This is a genomic window from Paenibacillus sp. FSL R5-0914 (genome assembly GCF_038004525.1).
Classification (GTDB): Bacteria; Bacillota; Bacilli; order Paenibacillales; family Paenibacillaceae; genus Paenibacillus_AQ.
Genome location: NZ_JBBORH010000001.1, coordinates 709,138 through 729,628 on the forward strand (window position 1 = coordinate 709,138; position 20,491 = coordinate 729,628).

Annotated in this window: 15 protein-coding genes and 1 other RNA gene; 2 read left to right on the forward strand and 14 right to left on the reverse strand. The window is 44.3% G+C overall.

Annotated elements, in window-relative coordinates; genetic code table 11:
* Positions 1–157 precede the first annotated feature (157 nt).
* Positions 158–2,299, reverse strand: coding sequence for a pectate lyase family protein (locus MKX60_RS02940; protein ID WP_341059056.1), 2,142 nt, complete (start codon positions 2,297–2,299; stop codon positions 158–160).
* Positions 2,300–2,634: 335 nt separating this feature from the next.
* Here MKX60_RS02940 and MKX60_RS02945 point away from each other — a divergent pair, with 335 nt between their 5' ends.
* Complete coding sequence (locus MKX60_RS02945) at positions 2,635–2,811, forward strand: hypothetical protein (RefSeq protein ID WP_179085866.1); 177 nt, start codon at positions 2,635–2,637, stop codon at positions 2,809–2,811.
* A 141-nt stretch (positions 2,812–2,952) separates the two neighbouring features.
* Here MKX60_RS02945 and MKX60_RS02950 read toward each other — a convergent pair whose 3' ends face one another.
* Positions 2,953–4,206, reverse strand: coding sequence for a mechanosensitive ion channel family protein (locus MKX60_RS02950; RefSeq protein WP_341060264.1), 1,254 nt, complete (start codon positions 4,204–4,206; stop codon positions 2,953–2,955).
* Positions 4,207–4,293: 87 nt separating this feature from the next.
* A complete protein-coding gene (locus MKX60_RS02955; RefSeq protein ID WP_341059057.1) occupies positions 4,294–5,151 on the reverse strand; it encodes a LysR family transcriptional regulator in 858 nt (285 codons plus the stop codon).
* A gap of 128 nt (positions 5,152–5,279) precedes the next feature.
* On the opposite strand from MKX60_RS02955, the gene MKX60_RS02960 reads away from it, so the two are divergent.
* A complete protein-coding gene (locus MKX60_RS02960; RefSeq protein ID WP_341059059.1) occupies positions 5,280–6,269 on the forward strand; it encodes a zinc-binding dehydrogenase in 990 nt (329 codons plus the stop codon).
* A gap of 140 nt (positions 6,270–6,409) precedes the next feature.
* On the opposite strand, the gene MKX60_RS02965 is transcribed toward MKX60_RS02960, so the two are convergent.
* The 11 genes from MKX60_RS02965 to tpiA form a co-directional block, all read right to left on the reverse strand.
* Positions 6,410–7,726: a BaiN/RdsA family NAD(P)/FAD-dependent oxidoreductase gene (locus tag MKX60_RS02965; RefSeq protein ID WP_042184042.1), complete on the reverse strand. Its 1,317-nt coding sequence runs from the start codon at positions 7,724–7,726 to the stop codon at positions 6,410–6,412.
* A 31-nt stretch (positions 7,727–7,757) separates the two neighbouring features.
* A complete protein-coding gene (locus tag MKX60_RS02970; RefSeq protein ID WP_341059060.1) occupies positions 7,758–9,065 on the reverse strand; it encodes an aminoacetone oxidase family FAD-binding enzyme in 1,308 nt (435 codons plus the stop codon).
* 428 nt (positions 9,066–9,493) lie between these two features.
* Positions 9,494–10,237: a hypothetical protein gene (locus MKX60_RS02975; RefSeq protein ID WP_341059061.1), complete on the reverse strand. Its 744-nt coding sequence runs from the start codon at positions 10,235–10,237 to the stop codon at positions 9,494–9,496.
* Positions 10,238–10,781: 544 nt separating this feature from the next.
* On the reverse strand, positions 10,782–11,147 hold the full coding sequence (locus tag MKX60_RS02980; RefSeq protein ID WP_042184038.1) for a hypothetical protein: 366 nt from the start codon (positions 11,145–11,147) through the stop codon (positions 10,782–10,784).
* 228 nt (positions 11,148–11,375) lie between these two features.
* Positions 11,376–11,740, reverse strand: a transfer-messenger RNA (tmRNA) gene (ssrA, locus tag MKX60_RS02985).
* A gap of 198 nt (positions 11,741–11,938) precedes the next feature.
* On the reverse strand, positions 11,939–12,418 hold the full coding sequence (gene smpB / locus MKX60_RS02990) for an SsrA-binding protein SmpB (RefSeq protein WP_042123338.1): 480 nt from the start codon (positions 12,416–12,418) through the stop codon (positions 11,939–11,941).
* 732 nt (positions 12,419–13,150) lie between these two features.
* Positions 13,151–16,030: a ribonuclease R gene (rnr, locus tag MKX60_RS02995; protein ID WP_341060265.1), complete on the reverse strand. Its 2,880-nt coding sequence runs from the start codon at positions 16,028–16,030 to the stop codon at positions 13,151–13,153.
* 346 nt (positions 16,031–16,376) lie between these two features.
* On the reverse strand, positions 16,377–16,610 hold the full coding sequence (secG, locus tag MKX60_RS03000) for a preprotein translocase subunit SecG (RefSeq protein ID WP_042123332.1): 234 nt from the start codon (positions 16,608–16,610) through the stop codon (positions 16,377–16,379).
* Positions 16,611–16,821: 211 nt separating this feature from the next.
* Positions 16,822–18,108 carry a phosphopyruvate hydratase gene (gene eno, locus MKX60_RS03005; protein ID WP_042123330.1) on the reverse strand — a complete coding sequence of 429 codons (1,287 nt, stop codon included), beginning with the start codon at positions 18,106–18,108 and terminating at the stop codon, positions 16,822–16,824.
* A 68-nt stretch (positions 18,109–18,176) separates the two neighbouring features.
* Positions 18,177–19,721, reverse strand: coding sequence for a 2,3-bisphosphoglycerate-independent phosphoglycerate mutase (gpmI, locus tag MKX60_RS03010; protein ID WP_042123328.1), 1,545 nt, complete (start codon positions 19,719–19,721; stop codon positions 18,177–18,179).
* 1 nt (position 19,722) lies between these two features.
* Entirely contained in the window at positions 19,723–20,475 is a 753-nt protein-coding gene (tpiA, locus tag MKX60_RS03015; RefSeq protein ID WP_042123325.1) for a triose-phosphate isomerase, read from the reverse strand.
* Positions 20,476–20,491 lie beyond the last annotated feature (16 nt).

Below are 20,491 nucleotides of genomic sequence, written 5' to 3' on the forward strand. Positions count from 1 at the left end.
AACTACGAAAAAAATTTTGGGAAATATTATAATATTAAACAAAACAAACAATCTACAATGATTCGAGTCTTAAGATCATAGAAAAAAAGCGACCCTGACCAAAAAAGCTGCCAACGATATTGCAATATCGTTAGCAGCTTTTATCTTATAAAACTATCTATTCCAACTTCATATAATACAGATTCGCCGTACTATCCTTCGTAATGGTATGTGCGCCCGCCGTAAGGGAGACAGTCGCAATGCCATTCGTTATAGGATAATTTGTTCCATCCACTTTTATTTTGGTTCCTTCTGTATTGAACACTAGGGTTAGGGTTGAAGCTTTAGCAGCTGTGAACTGAATACTGGTTGCACTCTCGATTTTTAGACATTGGGTTAGGGTTAAACCCTGATATGTCACATTTCCCTTACTTGTTGAGAGATTCCCTTGGATATTGAAGAAGCTGCTCGTTGTTCCATCAGTGGTAAAGTTATGAACGGTTGCTGCCGCTGTCGGCACTGGCGTTGCCGTAGGTGTCGTTGTCGGTACAGGTGTTGCTGTTGGTGCTATTGTTGGAGATGGAGTCGCTGTTGGCACAGGAGTAGCTGTTGGAGTTGGTGTCGGACTTGTTGTGTTTGAATTGCCCCCTACGGAGACGAGCCCCGTTGTGTAGCTTCTGATTGCAGACATCAGTGCTGTGTTCAGTGCATACGATGCGTCATCCACTGAATCATTAAATGCCCATGTGAAGTCTCCGCCATTCAGACGTCCGGCTTTTGCCGTAACAACCTGTTCTACATTGCTTACGTTGTCAATATTCGATACGTTCACTCCAGTTTGGATGCTCGTATCGAAGTTATTATAAGCTGTTCCGCCTTTTAATGCTTTGTATGAGCTTGGGACGGTTTCATTTCTCGAGGAGGCTAAGTAGGCATCAAATGAGGTTGCATTAACAGGAGCTGTCCCTGTATTGGAGTTAGCGTAGATAAGACTTGAAGCATCAACAATTAGATTGTTATAAGCTTTAATCATACCTCCATTTTCACCCGAGAACGTCCCCTCACCTAAAGCATCTGTACCCTGTAAGGAACTAAGCATTGGGTCTTTAGTATTTCTAAAAACATTGGATTCCACAAAGGCCGAAGCTCCGGTTGTAACGCCGACACCATATTTCGAGACTCCATCATAGAAGTTATTATAGACATGAACAGAGGCCACTCTGATCCGCGGATGACGGGAGTCCGAATGATCGAACCAGTTATGGTGGAAGGTAACAAAGAATTCTGCAGACTCACTAAGTCCGACTAGAGCAGCTTTTCCGGAATCAAAGTAATGGTTGTACGAGATGGTAATGTACGTTGATCCTTTTTTGAGGTCCGTAGATCCGTCGCCTTTGGCTTGGTCCGCATCGCTCCCTGCAGATCCATAAAAAATATCATTATTATGCACCCATACATTCGCATTGCCTGTGTCCATTGAAATGCCATCGTCAGGAAATAACATCACACCCAGATTTCTTACTTCCAAATTACCAACATATCTAAGCAGCAATCCCCAACCGTATGCATAAGCATCTTTTCCGATACCTTCGATTGTAATATTCATTTCCGAATAATTATTTTTACCTTTGACTTCAAGATATCCACTGCTGTTAAGCTGTCCACTCAGGTCAGCAGCTGTAACTTTACCGATAATTCGGATGGCAAGTGGGGTTGTATCATAACCCTTTTGTCTCAGAGCCAAGATGCTACCAAGACCAACGCCTGTTTGTACAGCACCTGAGCTGTTGATTTTCACATCAAGTGTTACGGTTTTCGCATTCTGAGATGTTATATACAGCACTTGAGCACCATTCTTGAGGGTTCCATTCTCATTATAAGCGCCAGAACCCGTACCAAATGGCGAGCTTGCCGAAAAAGCAAACCCAGATCGATCATATGACGTTACGGATAACGTATTTGATACCGAACTTGCCGTTCCTCCCCCTGATAGGGTAGCTTCAACCTTCATTACATAACTTCCAGCTGCAAGCCCTACAGCATCCGCTCTCCAATAGGAAGAATATTTGCGGATCAATTCATTATCAATCTGTTGGTACCCCGAATCTGATGCGCTTGCCTGTTTAACATATACGTTATATCCTGTCGCATTACTTACAGGTGACCATTCCACATATGCCGCTTCATTCCAGCCTCCACTACCTGTTATCGAAAGACCAGCAGCATGCACTACTGTATTTGTCCATCCACCTGCTATCAAAGAAAGTGCAAGAGAAAACAACACACCAATACTGATTACCTTGGCAATACTTTTTTTCATTTTATTCCCTCCTGATTCTAATTTGTTGCAGATAGAATTGTAACCGTTTGCAAGAAGATATAAAGTTTCCTTTTCACCTCCTGAAATATTACATTTTATGGGACTAAAACATCCTCAACATATCAGAACAGAAATCAGTTCCGATACAATCATTTCCTCATATTTTTCACATCTAACAGTATTCTGAGTTAATGATTATAGGACAGAGCATTGATACACCCGTACTTTCAGCAATGTATCCTGTGCTCTTGTGAAAATACAACACGAATAACCACACAGTAGCCAGCACATAATAAAATTCACAACCATTAGATAATCAAGGGAGGAGCTTTCAATTGAGTGCAAATCAACCAGATAAGAATCTAATCAACACAGTAAAAGAACTGGAAGCCACGCCCGTAAACAGCCTGGAGGCCCAACAGCAGCAGCAAGCCCGTAATGATCGCCGCAAACAAGCTCTGCATGACAGCGATGGCAAATTCTCAGAAAATGAATCTGGGAACTTCCATTAGAGTCTTCAGCTATGTCCGCACCCCAATAAATCGCACGTTTTATGATCCTTTCCAAAATGAAAAAAACGTAAAAAAGCGACCACGATGGTCGCTTTTTTACTGATATTAAGAAATGCCTTCTCCTGCAAATCATTCTTATCTTCAGTATCCAGACGAATACTCTTTGCTTTCTTTTAAGCGAGCAATATCATGGCCCGTCGGGTTTTGGAAGACACGAAGCCCAAATATCGGTACAACTGCAAAAATGTGATCAAAGATATCAGCTTGAACCGATTCATACACCACCCAGTTAGTATCATTGCTAAACGCGTAGATTTCTAAGGGCAGTCCATTATCCTCTGGCGCGAGCTGTCTGACGATCAGCGTCATATCCTTATGAATTTTAGGATGATTCCTCAGATATTCATGGATATATTCTCTGAATACACCAACATTCGTGAGATGTCTTCCATTTACTTTACTCTCCGTATTGATTTGATGTTCGATATTATAAATGCTAATTTCATTTAATCTTGCCCTTATAAAATCGGAAAGGTAGTGAATCTTCTGGAATTCCTCCATCATTTCTTTTGTACAAAAGCATATGCTGCTTGTATCGATATGAACGCTTCGTTTAATCCTTCTGCCGCCAGATACTTGCATGCCCCTCCAGTTTTTGAACGAATCTGAAATAAGGGCGTAGCTAGGAATCATGGTGATTGTTTTATCGAAATTCATAACCTTTACAGTATTCAATGTAATGTCAATTACATCACCATCCGCATTATATTTAGGCATTTCGATCCAGTCACCTACACGCACCATATCATTAGATGATAATTGAACACCTGCCACCAAGCCCAATATAGAATCTTTGAAAATTAGCATAAAAACAGCTGATAATGCACCTAACCCACTAAGAATAATCAATGGATTCTGACCAATGAGGTTAGAGATCACCACAATAACACCAATGATAAATAGAATAATCTTTGCAACCTGAATGTACCCCTTGATCGGTCTAATCTTGGAGACCTCGAATGAGCGATAAATAGCATCGATGGCATTAAGTAGTGCATTAAACACCGTGATAGTTACAATAATCATATAAGTTAAGGCGGATTTTTCAATAAAGGCCTGATATAGCGGAAAGATAGACGCAGAAAAATAGATGATGAAGGCTGGCGCGAGATGCGACAGCTTGTGAAACACTTTTTTCTCCAAAACGATATTATCCCATGCATACCGATCCTTACTAATGAAATGAATAATTATCTTCAGCACGATTTTTTTGGCTATTAAATTGGCCAGTACAGAGAGTAGTGCTATAAATAAGACCATGATTATATTCGAAAGATAACCTGTCATTTGTTCGTTTACACCGTATCCTGCTAGTTGATCTTTTATAAAATTCATCATTTCCTCCTGCTGTGTGTTACTTAAATTGTTTGATGAAATGGACTAGCACTAACATTCGACGTATCGATCGTTGCGGGTGAACTATTATGGCCTAGTTTCAATTAATTGTATTAACCTGGTTAACGCGCTTGAGTAAATTGTGTCATGTCTATGCACAAACCATACCTGCAAATCTCGATACTCTTCAGGCAAACGGTGGGAAGTGATTATGCCCTGTTCTTCCGCCTTGGCAATCGATGACTGTGGCAACATAGACACACCAAGTCCAGAGGAAACGCCATCTAGAATAACTGCTAATGTGCCAAATTCCATAATCTGATAAGTGGTCAGGCCATTGCCTCTCAGAAAACTCTCTGCTTTTGCCCGATGCGTACATCCAACGTCAAAGAACAACATCGGTTTCATGAGTAGCTCATACATTTCGTTTTGTCCCGGCTCAGAGATCAACACCAACTCCTCTTCAAAGGCCGCGATATGTTCTATATCTGGCTCATCAACAGGACCATAGACGAACGCTCCATCAAGCTCGTAATCCAACACCTTTTGTAAGAGCGCATGTGTCACACCCGTAGTGAGCGATAAATTAACATCCGGATATCGTGATTGATACTCGGCCAATAAAGGAGTCAGATGAATGACTGCTGTCGCTTCAATGGACCCTATCCGAAGAGGCCCTGCAGGATGGTCCGAGTATTGTGTAGTTTTCACAGCCTCGTCCATCAGAGTCAGTATTTTATCCGCATATCCCAGTAAATTCTCGCCAGCCAAAGTTAGCGTCATTCCTCGATTGGATCTCCGAAAAAGGGGTGTTTTCAACTGAGCCTCAAGATACTGAATTCGAGTCGTCACATTAGACTGTACATAGTTCAACATTTGCGCAGCCTTGGTTATGCTCCCCTCTCGAGCCACAGCCTGAAATATTCTTAAATCTCCGCTTTCCATTTCTATGTCACCTGCTTGGTATGATCATTTATGATACTCACAATCGGTTTTGTTCATTTTACTGTATGATTCCCACTCTGTACAATTCAATATAGATTCATTGAAATACGAATTACTGGAGGATTAGGATGAAAGCAATCGTACATGCTGGGATGAACGGCTTGAAGAGCCTGACATATGAAGACGTTGTTGATAAACAGCCAGGCTTCGGTGAAGTAAAAGTAAGGCTGAAAACCGCAGGGTTAAATCATCGAGACTTATTTCTCATAGCGGATCGAAAAAATGAGGATGCTCCCCTGATTATGGGCTCTGATGGGGCGGGTATAATTGAAGCGGTAGGTGAAGGCATAACATCACTTACAGTAGGTACCGATGTAATCATTAATCCGTGTATCGGATGGGAAATCACCCACGATGTCCCGAACGTTCCGGCCATAGTGGGCGGCCCTTCAGATGGTACATTTGCCGAGTCTATCGTCATCCCTGCGCAAAATGCCATCAGCAAGCCAGCTTATTTGTCTTGGGAAGAAGCGGGCGTGTTGCCCTTATCTGCCTTGACAGCCTATCGGGCTTTGTTTACGAGAGGCCGCTTACAGCAAGGTGAACATATCCTTATTCCGGGTATTGGTGGCGGTGTGGCTACTTATGCCATGCTTATGGCTTCAGCAGCGGGTGCAAGAGTCAGTGTCACATCACGAAGTGAAACAAAAAGGCAAGTTGCTCTTGCACATGGGGCAGATCATGCCTTTGACAGTCATAGTGATTGGAAGGAAAGTATGAAAGGAGAAACAGTGGATCTCATCCTGGATAGTATCGGGCCAGCGACGTTCCAACAGTACTTTGATATCATTAAGCCAAATGGCCGGATCGTTACGTTTGGAGCAAGCTCAGGAGATCGAATGGAAATAGCAGCACGATCCATATTTTACCCCCAAATCAGTATCATCGGCACCTCAATGGGAAGCAGTGAGGAGTTTGTTGCGATGCTTCAATTTATGGAACTCCACTCGATACGCCCTATCATTGATAGTGTGTATCCTTTACAAGACACCCTTCAAGCCTTTCAGCGAATGCAACAGGGGGAGCAGTCTGGGAATATTGGAATAAGAATTGATTGAAAAAAGACACCTCACAAGGTGTCTTTTATTTACTCTATATGGAACCGAGGTGTGGCACGGTAAATCCATTAGCCGCCCTGTGTTCATTGCATGCAAGTATTCCACCGCAACGTACCAAGAGTTAGCAACTATCTATCCTTTTACGTGGCGCTAACACGTCGTTTAGCAAGTGCCATCGCTGCGGCATAGCCGGAGCTCCAGGCCCATTGCAGGTTATAGCCGCCGCAATCTCCATCGACATCCATCACTTCACCTGCCAAATACAGCCCAGGGACTAACTTAGATTCTAACGTTCCTTCGATTAGCTCCGTCGTATCGATGCCACCGGCTGTTGTTTGTGCATTCGTGAAGCTATTGGTATCCGTCACTTTAAATTCCCAACGTTTCAAGATTCGATAAAATATTTTCTTGGTTTTCCATGATAGATCCATACAAAGCAAGTGCGGCTGTTGATCAATTCCAGCCTCCTTCAGCAGAACTGGAATCAGTTTCTTGCTGACGATGCCCACAAAAGAATCGGCAACCGTCCGGTGTCCGAAGATCCCCCAGTGGATCTCCAGAAAATCAATTAACTCTTCCTCCGTGCGCTCCGGCATTAAATCAACCGACAATGTCACCGATTCTCCTATTCCGAGATTATACGCAGCCTTTCTGCTGAGCTGAAGTATGGGCGGGCCCGAGATACCATAGTCCGTAAAAAGAATCTCACCAGACTCAGTGCGGATGACTTCATTGTTTACGATAACATGGGCCTCTCCCTCAAATTTGATGCCCGATAGTTCCTTCAAATACGGATAATCCAGCTTCAATTGTACAATGCCTGGCACCGGGTTGATCAGGGTGTGCCCCAGACGTTGGACAAGCGTATAACCGGAGCCGTCCGTTCCCGTTTTGGGAGCGGTAAGGCCGCCTGCACATAGAAAAAGATAGTCGCTAGTATACACAACCTGTTCCTCTGTCTCCGTCTGGCAGGTTATCGCGAACCGCGGATGTCCCGCCGAAACGGTAACATCCAACACTTTATGTTTATAATATACGGGAACATTCCGATCCTCCAGCGCCAGCTTAAATACACCCGGCACCGAAGCCGCCTGCAGCGACATCGGATACATCCGGCCATTCTCCAAGCTTACAAAAGGAAGCCCGAGCGAGGAGAAAAATTCGATCGTTTGGCGGACACCGAATTGCCGCAATACATGTATTGGGAATCCTTCCTGATTACTGTGATACTTGCGTGATAAAGCGGCTGCTTCATCCGTACCGGTGGCGGTGGATTGGTTCGTAATGTTGCAACGCCCGTTACCCGTCGTTATTATTTTCTTCCCAAGCCGGTCATTGCTTTCAATAATTGCTGTATCAATACCTTGATCCCTCGCTGTAACTGCAGCCATTAGACCTGCAGCACCCCCACCGATAATGAACAGCTCGTGGTGCTTAGAAGTCTGATCCTTATACATGTTAATTGATGCATCCCTTTTCCTAATAAATTTATTGAATTGACTTAGCTAGCGCCATCGCGGCCACATATCCGGAACTCCAGGCCCATTGCAGGTTATAGCCGCCGAAATCTCCGTCGACATCCATCACTTCGCCAGCCAAATACAGCCCAGGCACCAGCTTGGATTCCAGCGTTCCTTCGATGAGTTCCGACGTATCAATGCCGCCGGCTGTCACTTGCGCATTCGTAAAGCCATTGGTATCCGTCACTTTAAATTCCCAACGCTTCAAGATTCGATAAAATTTCCCCTTGGTTTTCATCGATAGATCCTGGCAAAGCAGCTCTGGCTGTTGATCTAAGCCAGTCTCTTTTAGTAGGACAGAAACAAGCTTCTTATTGAAGATGCCAACAAGGCAATCCGCCACAGTCCGGTGTCCAAAGGTCTCCCAGAGCCTTTCTAAAAACTCAACTAACTCTTCCTCCGTGCGGCCCGGCATCAGATCAACCGACAATGTTACCTGTTCTCCTCTTGCAAGATGATACGCAGCCTTCCTGCTTAGCTGAAGAATTGGCGGGCCGGTAATACCATAATCCGTGAAGGCAATTTCACCCTGTTCACTGCAGATGACTTTACCGTTCACAATGATATGGGCTTGTCCCTGAGATTTGATAGTGGACAGTGCCCTCATATTCGAATATTGCAGCTTCAATTGCACAATGGCCGGCAAAGGCTCAATCAGGGTGTGCCCCAGACGTTCGGCAAGTGTATACCCAGGAGGTTCTTTTCCCGCATTTGGACCGGCAAGGCCACCCGCAGATAGAAGTAGATAGTCGCTAGTATAAACAACCTCCTCCTCTGTCTCCGTTTGGCATTTTATCTTGAAGCGCGGATGATTCTTCGAAACAGTAACATCCAACACTTTGTTATTGAGGTATACCGGAACATTCCGATCCTCCAGCGCAAGCTGGAAAATATCCAGCACCGCTGCTGCCTGCAGCGACATTGGATACATCAAGCCCTCCTTCAATCTTGTAAGCGGAAGCCCGAGAAAGGAGAAAAAATCTATGGTCTGACGGATGCCAAATTGCTGCAATACCGCAAGTGGAAATCCGGCCTGATTACTGTGATACTTGCGCGATAAAGCGATTGCTTCATCCGTACCCGTTGCAGTGGATTCATTCGTAATGTTACAGCGGCCATCACCTGTCATTAATATCTTCTTTCCAATCCGGTCGTTACCCTCCAGAATGGCAGTATCGATACCCATATCACGCGCAGTAACGGCGGCCATTAGTCCGGCAGCACCTGCGCCGATAATAAACAGCTTGTGGTGCATAGAAGTCTGATTCTCATACATGGTTGGTCAATGCATCCTTTATCCAATTTTTCTAAAAGCACAGAGTCACTTTATTAAATTATAGCATAAGTATACTGGTTTTCATTTATATCTCCCTATTAACTCTTCCTATCCTATGTTTGCCTTTTTTATCCCTATATAGAACCTTAAATTTTTCTTCACGCCTTCTTCACTGCAATCTTTAATTCCACATACGAAAGTACTGGATCTAGCAAGATACTCATTTTTTTGAACCGCCACGTATAGTCCAGATCATACTCTGAAAACATGAAAAAGACACCCTTCATGGTGTCTTCAATAATACTCCATATGGAGCCGAGGGGAGTCGAACCCCTGTCCGAAGATAACGGCACATTAGCTTTTACGAGTTTAGTTACAGTTTTGATGTCACCCTAGAAGCCCCCCCGTAATAGTTGTTTTAACAGCCTTTATTTATCCAAAAATAATTTTGCTATTGAGTCGACTAATTCTTTAGTTTCTTTTAATGGAGCTACAATTGAACCAAGTCCAGTTAAAAAAGCTAGTACTTTTCTTCCTGCTTTTTGATCCTTAACCTCTTCAAAGCTGTTAGCATGTAAAATTATCGATCCTACACTATTTTCAAGTATTTCTTTTATTCCCTTTGATCCCCACAATTTATAGTTAATTATTGCCACTCGAACTTGTTCTAAATTGCTTATAAGAAAAGCTTTAATTTCATTATCTATACAGGACTTGTCCATTTCATCTATTTCTTTTATTAAATCTTCTATATCCTGCTGCAATTTAGTTAGCTCGGCTTTATTAAATACTCTTTCTTTACGCTCTCTAGAGAGGAGCTCTGCACAATACTCTAGACGAACCATAACATTACTAGATACGTCAGTGTTAAATTGTTCAAGTCCTCTAGAAGCATTAATATTAATCTTTGAGAGACCTAGAATTACCGTATCTATAGGGGAGATATATCTATCATGATTAATATTGGGAATACTATTTATATCATCTTTTATTGCTTTAGCCAAACTAAATAACTCAGCATAATTATACAAAATCGCTGCAATATCACTAATATCAACATCGAATAATTTAGCCATTACCTTTAGTGGAGGACTAGTATATTCATTTTTTAATTGTTTTAGTATTAAATATAAGCGTCCAACTGCGTTATCTTGCGCTATTTCAATGTTCATAATATTCATCTCCTCAGCGAGTAAATTCCGTTTTTAATTAGAAAGGTTAAAATGTAGTTATCCACATATTCTACTTCGAGTAAGTAAAAAAAAATATACTATAAAGCATAGACAGCATATAAATATTACCCAGAAAATTCCTTAGTGTTTTTTCTTATAAATACAAAGAAGACACCCCTAAAGGTGTCTTCTACTTTATTCCATATGGAGCCGAGGGGAGTCGAACCCCTGTCCGAAGATAACGGCACATTAGCTTTTACGAGTGAGTGTAGTCACAGTTTTGATGTCACCCTAGAAGCATTCTAACCAGCATTTGATGAGTCCGTTTGATTTTACTTAGATAAAAATTGGCTATATTACTGCTCTTGCTTGTTATATATTCAACAAATTATAGAATCGTATAGAAATTACTTATCTATGGTTAAAAAAGGAGACTGATCATAGGAATAACTCCTTAGAATAGTGATGCAATTATATAAGTTAATACGCAAAAGTACCTTTGCCGCTACAGATGATGGCTGGAACCTTTTAATTTTTAGAAGTGCTAATTCCCTGCAGAATCAAGATACGTTTCAGCTTCTTCTATCGATTCGTACAAGTTTGCAATATCTTTAAACATACGATGCATTTGCGTTTTGTAGAAAGAAGTAGGCGCAACATACACCCATTTGTGTTTTGTAGAGATTCCAGCTTTCACAGCATCTTCACTAGTTGGAGCAAGAATTGCCAACACTTCTTGCTTAAATACCAGGCCACCAGTAATTACAGTCATACCTGTAAACCCTCGCTTAGTTTTCTTCAGTACTTTCGGAAATTGTTCCGCATACGCAAGGGCATCCTCAACATCCATACCGTCCGATGTTACAATAATTCTGTTTTTGTTTTTAACATAATCAATAGTAAAACTCATGATAGTAATTCCTCCGAATGTTTTTGTTTTTGGATGCTTAATACTATAATTTTATATCAGTTCGGGCGCTTATAGATATTAATAACTTCAAAGTGAATGATCTAATTTTAGATGTAGACAACATGTCTACAATAATGAACACATTTAGTTCCCACAACTTCTTGTCTACATTCGGCCTACAGTCCAACCACTAAACAGCAAAAAACCCGCTATTTTAGCGGGTTTTTCTTATGGAGCCGAGGGGAGTCGAACCCCTGTCCGAAGATAACGGCACATAAGCTTCTACGAGTGTAGTCACAGTTTTGATGTCACCCGAGTATCGCCCCGTAACCGGCTATACGTTGGGTCAGCCTGATTATCTTCTTCCGTTGACCCCAGGCGGAGACCAGACGGCGTATCCCACTACTTGTTAGCCCCTATCCCTGTCACATGGGCGATGCAGGGTAGAAGCACGCGCGCAGTTTCTTAGGCTGCGAAAGCGTAGTTGTTTTGTTGTTTGCCGTTTAATAGGCTTTAGCGTTGATGAAGCGGACGCGTCCCCACTACTCGCTACTCATGCTCGAACTACCCCCGTCGAATCCAAGAACGGCCCCTCATTAAAAAGGGCGCTTCGGATCAAGCGGATCTTCCAAGCAAGAGAGATCCTATCCACAGCTTCTTCTTCAAGAAGTCTGTAACGAAGCAATAATCTTACTTACTCAGTATATCACATTTATCAATACTTTAACACGTAGGTTAAAGGAATTGAAGGTGGAAACTGGTACTCATTTGAATCGTACATTCTTCCTAGATTATCTGGCGATCTTTTGCTTCTCACGCAATACACGCTGGATATCACGCTGAGCATCACGCTTAGCAGCAGAGTCACGTTTATCGTACTCTTTCTTACCTTTACCAAGACCAATTAACAGCTTCGCATAGCCATTTCGCACATAAACCTTGAGTGGCACAATCGTAAATCCATCTCGCTTGGACAAGCCCAGCAGTTTATGAATTTGCTCCTTATGCATCAGCAATTTACGAGTACGCGTCGGGTCCGTAGGGTTAGCACGATTACCTTGTTCAAAAGGGCTGATATGCATGTTGTGAATGTGAATCTCACCGTTACGGATCGTAGCAAAAGCATCTCCAATATTAGCGCGGCCATTACGCAGCGACTTGATCTCTGTACCTGTCAGCACCAAGCCAGCTTCATAAGTATCCTCGATAAAATAATCATGGGAAGCTTTTTTGTTCTGGGCAAGTACTTTCCCGTCTGCTTTTTTACCCATGAGAATCACTCCTTGAATCATATTCATAAGTTAAAGTAACCATGTCTCTCTAATCTTAAACGACATAGTCATCGAACGTCTGATCTATATTGTAACAAATGGAATCGATTGTGCGCAAGGAAGGATCAGGTAATCCTTTCTCAGCCATTTTGACAACTAGTTGTCAGTAAGTTTACCCAATAGTTAACTTTAATTACATTTATTTATAAACGAGTGTTTATGTTTCTATATTCACACATCCCAGTCAACTCATACCCTTTTCTATTCACTCTCTCCCTCCGACGCTACCCTAAAGCTACATAAATGCACTTTATACATCTATTTAATATATTTAGATGCTCGATGGTTGTTTAGTTGTACTTTCTGCAGTTAAAAACTCAAAATCATGCCGTTTTGAAGATACTGATCACATTTTAATGTACAAAGTGCAATTAACCTCAATCTCTACTGAAACGCCGGAATTTTAACTGCACATTATGCAATTAAAAAATATGCATCGTGATAGCACGGGTTACTTTGCTCCAACCCAAGTGTCATAGTTACAAAACGATGCTGTCACCTAGCTTCTTCTGATTATTACTCAACAAATTTGTGGCAACCAATAGTCTCGGTCATAAATGAGAATTTCACACTTGCGCAGCGAAAAAGAATTAAAAAAGCACCGCCCCCAATCAAAGGGAGCGGTGCTTAATCTTTCGTCATAGAGCTACGAAACGTAGCCCATAACGTTATTTATTTCTTCTTTCTCTTACGAGGAGCTCCGTCTGGAGCGCTGCCTGTATTGTCACTACGTTTAGAAGCGGCTTGTTCCGACGTCTGAACGTTGCCTGGTGTCACGGATTGACCGATGAACACACCGCTTTTGTTCTTCTTTTTCCGGCGACCTTTACCTGTTGGAGCGCCGCTACGGCCTTCTCCACCGCCAAAGTTACCGCCGCGGTCCTCACGGCTACGGAACTTCGTGCTGCCGTCCAGGCCGCGGACTTCGCCGCTGGAAGAGTCAGACGCAGGAGCGCCGTATCCGCCTTTGCCGGAGCCAAAGCCGAAGCTGATGCCGCGTCCACCACCGGCACCGCCGTTGTCACCGCCGCGGCCTCGCCCGCCACTGCGCTCACGTGGCGCGCCTGCGTTGCCGGCTTCGCCCCCGCGCTCTGCGCCGGTGCTTCCGCCCGGCGCCGCAACTACCCGGCTCGCATCCTCGCCGGAATCACGCCCGCGCTTCCGCTTTCCGCGTCCGCCCGGTGCACCAACACCGGCCGCTTCGTGCGGCCCTTCGCCGGCGCGCACACCAGCGCCCGGCTTGCCCTTGCCCGCGCCTACAGCAGCGCCGGGCTTGCCTTTACCGCCGCGGCCCTTGCTGCTCGCGCCGCCTTTACCCCCGGCTGGCGCCTTGAAGCCGCCGCTACCTGGACGGCCACCTTTGCCACCGCGGCCGCCTCCAAAACCACCGCCGCGATGCTCACCTGGCGCGCGTGGTTTCATGTCGACCAACTCGAAATCGATCGTGTGGTCATCCATGTTTACCTTGGCGACTCGAATTTTCACCTCGTCGCCAATACGGAACACCCGTGATGTGCGCTCGCCGATGAGCGCCATATGGGCCTCGTCGAAGTGATAATAATCGTCGCTCATAGCGCTGAGACGAATAAGGCCTTCGACGGTATTGTCCAGCTCGATGAACATTCCGAAGCTGGTCACACTGCTGACCATTGCCTCGAATTCCTCGCCTACTTTATCCTGCATGTATTCAGCTTTCTTCAGCTGCTCTGTATCGCGTTCTGCTTCTACCGCTACACGCTCACGTTCCGAGGACTGCTGAGCAATGTCAGGCATCCGGCCGGCCAAATAATCATGTCGTTTCTGGCTCAGCGCCCCTCCATTCTCAATCACTTCACGCATTACGCGGTGAATGACCAGATCGGGGTAACGGCGAATCGGCGAAGTGAAGTGGGAATAGTATTCCGCAGCCAGTCCGAAATGGCCTGTGCTCTCCGCATCATATTTTGCCTGCTTCATGGAACGCAACATCATTGTGCTAATAACGGTCTGTTCTTTAGTCCCTTGGATTTGCTCCAACAGATCCTGCAAAGCACGTGGATGAACGGAATTGCCACGTCCCTTCACGTGATATCCGAAATTAGCCGCAAAAGCCATAAAATTCTGCAGCTTCTCTGGATCTGGATCTTCGTGAATCCGGTAAAGGAACGGAACCTTCAACCAGTGAAAATGCTCCGCAACTGTTTCATTCGCCGCGAGCATAAATTCCTCGATAATCTGCTCAGCTACAGAACGCTCACGCTTCACAATATCTACAGCCTTGCCGTTCTCATCTACGATGATTTTGCTCTCTTCAAAGTCAAAATCAACCGCGCCCCGCCGCATCCGCGCATCACGCAGCTTCATCGCCAATTCTTTCATGAGACGGAAATCATCAATTAATGAACTATAGCGCTCCAGCAATTCTGGATCTTCATCCTCCAAAATTTTGCGAACATTGGAATAAGTCATTCTTTCCTTGGTGCGAATCACACTTGTAAAGACATCGTGCTTCACGACCTTCATGTGTTCGTTAAATTCCATCTCGCAGGACATCGTTAAGCGGTCGACCTGTGGATTCAAACTACAAATCCCGTTAGACAAACGGTGAGGCAGCATCGGAATCACCCGATCCACCAAGTACACACTACAGCCCCGATCATAGGCTTCTTTATCGAGCTCAGAGCTCTCACGTACGTAATAACCTACATCCGCAATATGCACGCCTAGCTTGTAATGTCCGTTCTCCAGTCGCTGAACATTAACCGCATCATCCAGGTCCTTAGCATCCTCACCATCAATCGTGACAATGTTTAGTCCGCGCAAATCGCGACGTCCCTGCTCAGCAATTTCCTCTTCTGTGATTGAATCCGGAGCGTTGTCCGCTTCGTTCATCACTTCAGCCGGAAAGGCCTCTGGCAGCTGATGCTTACGGATAATAGATAGAATATCAACTCCTGGATCATCCTTATGTCCGAGGATCTCAATAATTTCACCCTCTGCCGCTGATCGGCCTTCTGGATAATTCACGATACGTACAACGACCTTTTGACCGTCTACCGCCCCCATGAAGGATTGCTTCGGAATAAAAATATCGCGGTTAATCCGTTTATCATCAGGCAGCACAAAGCCATAGGTCTCCAGATTTTGAAATACGCCAACCGTCTGCAATACTCCCCGTTTTACAATGCGCTCAACTTCGCCTTCCATACGTCCGCCGGACGGACTTTTAGAGGTAATACGGATAAGGACGATATCACCATTCATAGCTCCCTTAAGATCATTCGCATGGATATATACGTCAGGATGATCACGATCATCCGGGATAAGAAAAGCGAAGCCTTTCGCATGAGCCTGTAACCGGCCTCGCAGTAAATCCATTCGTTCCGGCACGCCATAACGTGCATTACGAGTTAATACAATTCTTCCGTCCTGCTCTAATTCAATTAGTAGTTCCTCGAACTTTTTAAACCCTGTGCTATCTTCTAGAGCAAAATGGCTCACCAGCTCTTCATAAGTCATTGGTTTATATGCAGTTTCCCGCATGAAATCGAGTAATATTTCTTGTGTTATCATGTTCGTCACCCCAGCCCTCCGCGGCTCCAAGCCGCTGGCAAATATGTATGTCTTGTCCTGCTCTGTAGTAATGCCAAGTAAAATTTACCTTTACCTACTTCATACCCTAGTATACACGAAATCAATCCTGCGCATCCCTGTTACTGTCATCCAAAGGTAAACGCAGTACGAAATTTCATTCACATCGAAGGAGAAAGTTTATTTATTAAGGCTTTACCGTATCGAATCTTATTCTTTCTGCTATGCAAAGAAAAGCACCTGCAGGTGCTTTATCCCCTTTTTATTATAACAAAAAAGCCTTCGCTCCATTCCATTCAGAACAGAGCGAGGGCTTACTGTAGGTACTTTAGTCAATGAAAACAGCAGCTAGAATCGCCATAATGAAGAATCCTGCAGCAAGTCCAACTGTTACACGTTGTAGTACGAGTTCCATACCACGAGCTTTTGTTTTACCAAAGAGATGCTCAGCACCACCGGAGATGGCACCGGAAAGACCCGCGCTTTTCCCCTTTTGCAGAAGAACGACCGCAATAAGACCGACGGAAAAAATCAGGAGCACAACTTTCAAAAAGATATCCATTCACTTCCACCTCCTACGCCTAAGCATCACTATCTATGGTAATTGAGGTTATCACGATACATAAACAGTATTCTTATTTTATCATAGCAGTGCCGGTAATACAACCTCCTAGACTGTTAAGTCGTAGCTTTTCTTGAAAGATTAGGATAAACACATATTAAAAAAAGACCCGCCATAATGGCGGGTCTTCGTACTCTGCTATAAAAGCAGATTATCTTTTAAGGTTGTAGAAAGATTTCAGGCCGTTGTATTGAGCCAATTCACCCAACTCGTCTTCGATGCGAAGCAATTGGTTGTATTTAGCAACACGGTCTGTACGGGAAGGAGCACCTGTTTTGATTTGACCAGCGTTAGTCGCAACAGCGATGTCAGCGATTGTGCTATCTTCGGATTCACCGGAACGGTGAGAGATAACTGCTGTGTAACCAGCACGTTTAGCCATTTCGATAGCATCGAAAGTTTCAGTCAATGTACCAATTTGGTTAACTTTAACCAAGATGGAGTTACCGATACCTTTTTCGATACCTGTTGCAAGACGCTCAGTGTTTGTAACGAACAAGTCGTCACCAACCAATTGAACTTTATCTCCCAATTTTTCAGTAAGCAATTTCCAACCATCCCAGTCGTCTTCGGACATACCGTCTTCGATTGTGATGATAGGATATTTCTCAACCCATGAAGCAAGAAGGTCAACATACTCAGCGGAAGTGTAAGATTTACCTTCGCCAGCAAGGGTGTATTTACCGTCTTTGTAGAACTCAGTGGAAGCAACGTCCATACCCAAGAATACGTCAACGCCTGGTTTGTAACCAGCTTTTTCGATAGCTTCGATAATTGTAGTGATTGCTTCTTCATTCGAACCAAGGTTTGGTGCGAAACCACCTTCGTCACCAACAGCTGTGTTCAGGCCTTTGGATTGAAGTACGGATTTCAAGTTGTGGAAGATTTCAGCACCTGTACGAAGAGCTTCTTTGAAGCTTGGAGCTCCTACAGGAAGAACCATAAACTCTTGAACGTCGATGTTGTTGTCCGCATGCTCACCACCATTGATGATGTTCATCATTGGTACTGGAAGAGTTTTAGCGTTGAATCCGCCCAGGTATACGTACAAAGGAATATCCAATGCTGCTGCTGCTGCACGAGCTACGGCCATGGATACAGCTAGGATTGCGTTAGCGCCCAATTTACCTTTGTTATGAGTTCCGTCCAAAGTGATCATCAATTTGTCGATGCCCACTTGGTCAAGAGCGTCCATACCAATAACTTCTGGAGCGATGATTTCATTTACGTTCTCAACAGCTTTCAGAACGCCTTTACCCATGTAACGGGATTTGTCGCCATCACGAAGCTCTACAGCTTCATGAGCGCCAGTGGAAGCGCCGGATGGAACGATAGCGCGGCCTTTAGCACCGGATTCAAGATAAACGTCAACCTCTACAGTAGGGTTACCACGGGAGTCAAGGACTTCGCGAGCATAAACATCAGAAATAATAGTCATTTTAGTTAATCTCCTTTAAACAATGTTTTGGTTTTGATTGTTGAAGCTTAATCTTAGGTATTGTTTCCTTATTTGCGACTAGCGATCATGGATTGACCAGTCATTTCCGCAGGTTGCGGAATTCCCATCAGATCCAGAATGGTTGGTGCTACATCAGCAAGGATACCGCGATCGCGCAATACAACATTTTCATCCGTAAGGATGAACGGAACCGGGTTAGTGGTATGAGCTGTGAACGGACGACCGTTCTCATCAAATACCATGTCTGCATTACCGTGATCGGCGATAATGATCGCAACGCCACCCTTGGCAACTACTGCGTCCACTACTTTACCTACACACTCATCAGTTACCTCTACAGCCTTGATTGTTGGCTCCAACATACCGGAGTGTCCAACCATATCAGGGTTTGCAAAGTTAAGGATAATAGCATCCTGTCTTTCCGCTTCGATTTCTGCTACGCAGGCTGCAGCCACTTCGTAAGCACTCATCTCGGGTTGAAGATCATAGGTTGCCACTTTAGGAGAGTTGATCAAGATACGAGTTTCTCCTGGAAGTTCCTCATCACGTCCACCACTGAAGAAGAACGTTACGTGCGGATACTTCTCAGTTTCCGCGATGCGCAGTTGCTTCTTGTTGTGTTGCACAAGTACTTCACCCAATGTGTTATCCAGGTTCTTCGGTGAATAGGCTACATAACCTTGTACCGTTTCACTGAAAGTAGTCAGGCATACGAAGTGCAAGTCTTGCGGGAACAAAGGACCCCGGTCGAAACCACGGAAATCTTGATTCGTGAACACTTGTGACAACTGAATAGCACGGTCAGGGCGGAAGTTGAGGAACACGACAGAATCGCCGCTCTCTACTGCCGTTACCGGCTTGCCTTCACTGTCTACAATCACGCTAGGTTCAACGAATTCGTCGAACACGGAATTTGAATAAGATGCAGTGATAGCTTGCAGAGCATCTGTGTATTTCGGTCCTTCGCCATAAACCATAGCACGATAGGCTTTTTCTACACGATCCCAACGTTTGTCACGGTCCATTGCGTAATAACGCCCGGATACCGTTGCAATTGTACCTACTCCAACTTCTTCAATCTTAGCAACCAGATCTTGAACAAACTTCTTACCACTATCTGGAGGTACGTCCCGGCCATCCATGAAAGCATGGATATACACTTCGTGCATATCTTCTTTCTTAGCCAGGTCAAGCATAGCAAACAGGTGATTAATATGGCTATGTACCCCTCCGTCGGATACAAGCGCGTAAAGATGAAGCTTTTTACCTGTGTTCTTAGCATTTCTAACTGCGGCTACCAGTGTTTCATTATCGAAGAATTCGCCCTCACGGATCGATTTATCGATACGAGTCAAATCCTGGTATACAATCCGTCCTGCACCAATATTTAAGTGCCCTACTTCAGAGTTGCCCATTTGGCCTTCTGGAAGACCAACAGCTTCACCACAAGCAGTAAGGGTAGTATTAGGATATTGTTTCAAGTAACGGTCATAGTTAGGTTTGTTAGCTTGAGCAACGGCGTTACCTTCAGATGTTCCACGCAAACCGAAACCATCCATGATGATCAAAGCTACAGGTCTTGGAGCTGACATCTTACTTCGCCCCCTCAACCAATTGAACGAAGGAAGCAGGCTGCAAGCTGGCACCGCCAACAAGCGCACCATCGATGTCGCTTTGGCCCATGTACTCAGTTACATTCTCAGGCTTCACGCTGCCGCCGTATTGAATACGAACAGCTTCAGCTGTTGCAACATCATACAAATCTTTTACAAGACTGCGGATGTAAGCAATAACTTCGTTAGCATCTTGGGAAGTGGATGATTTACCTGTGCCAATAGCCCAGATAGGTTCGTATGCAATGACAACTTTTGCTGCTTGCTCGGCACTAAGTCCTTGGAATGCAGCTTCAGTTTGCACTTTACATACTGCTTTAGTTTGATCAGCTTCACGCTCTTCGAGCTTTTCGCCAACACATACGATTGGAGTGATACCGTGACGGAATGCAGCATGCATTTTCTTATTCACGATTTCATCTGTTTCGCCAAAATAAGCACGACGCTCTGAGTGACCAATGATTACATAGTCTACGCCAAGATCGCTAAGCATTACACCACTGATTTCTCCTGTGTAAGCACCGTTATCTTCAAAGTGCAGGTTCTGTGCGCCAATCTTGATGTCTGTACCTTTTGCAGCTGCTACAAGTGCAGGCAGGTTAGTAAATGGGGCGCAGATTACAGTCTCAACGCCTTCTACTTCTGCTTTGCCTTTGATGTCAGCAATAAAGCTTTCTGCTTCAGGAACTGTTTTGAACATTTTCCAGTTACCCGCAATAATTGGTGTTCTCATGAATTAAATTGCCTCC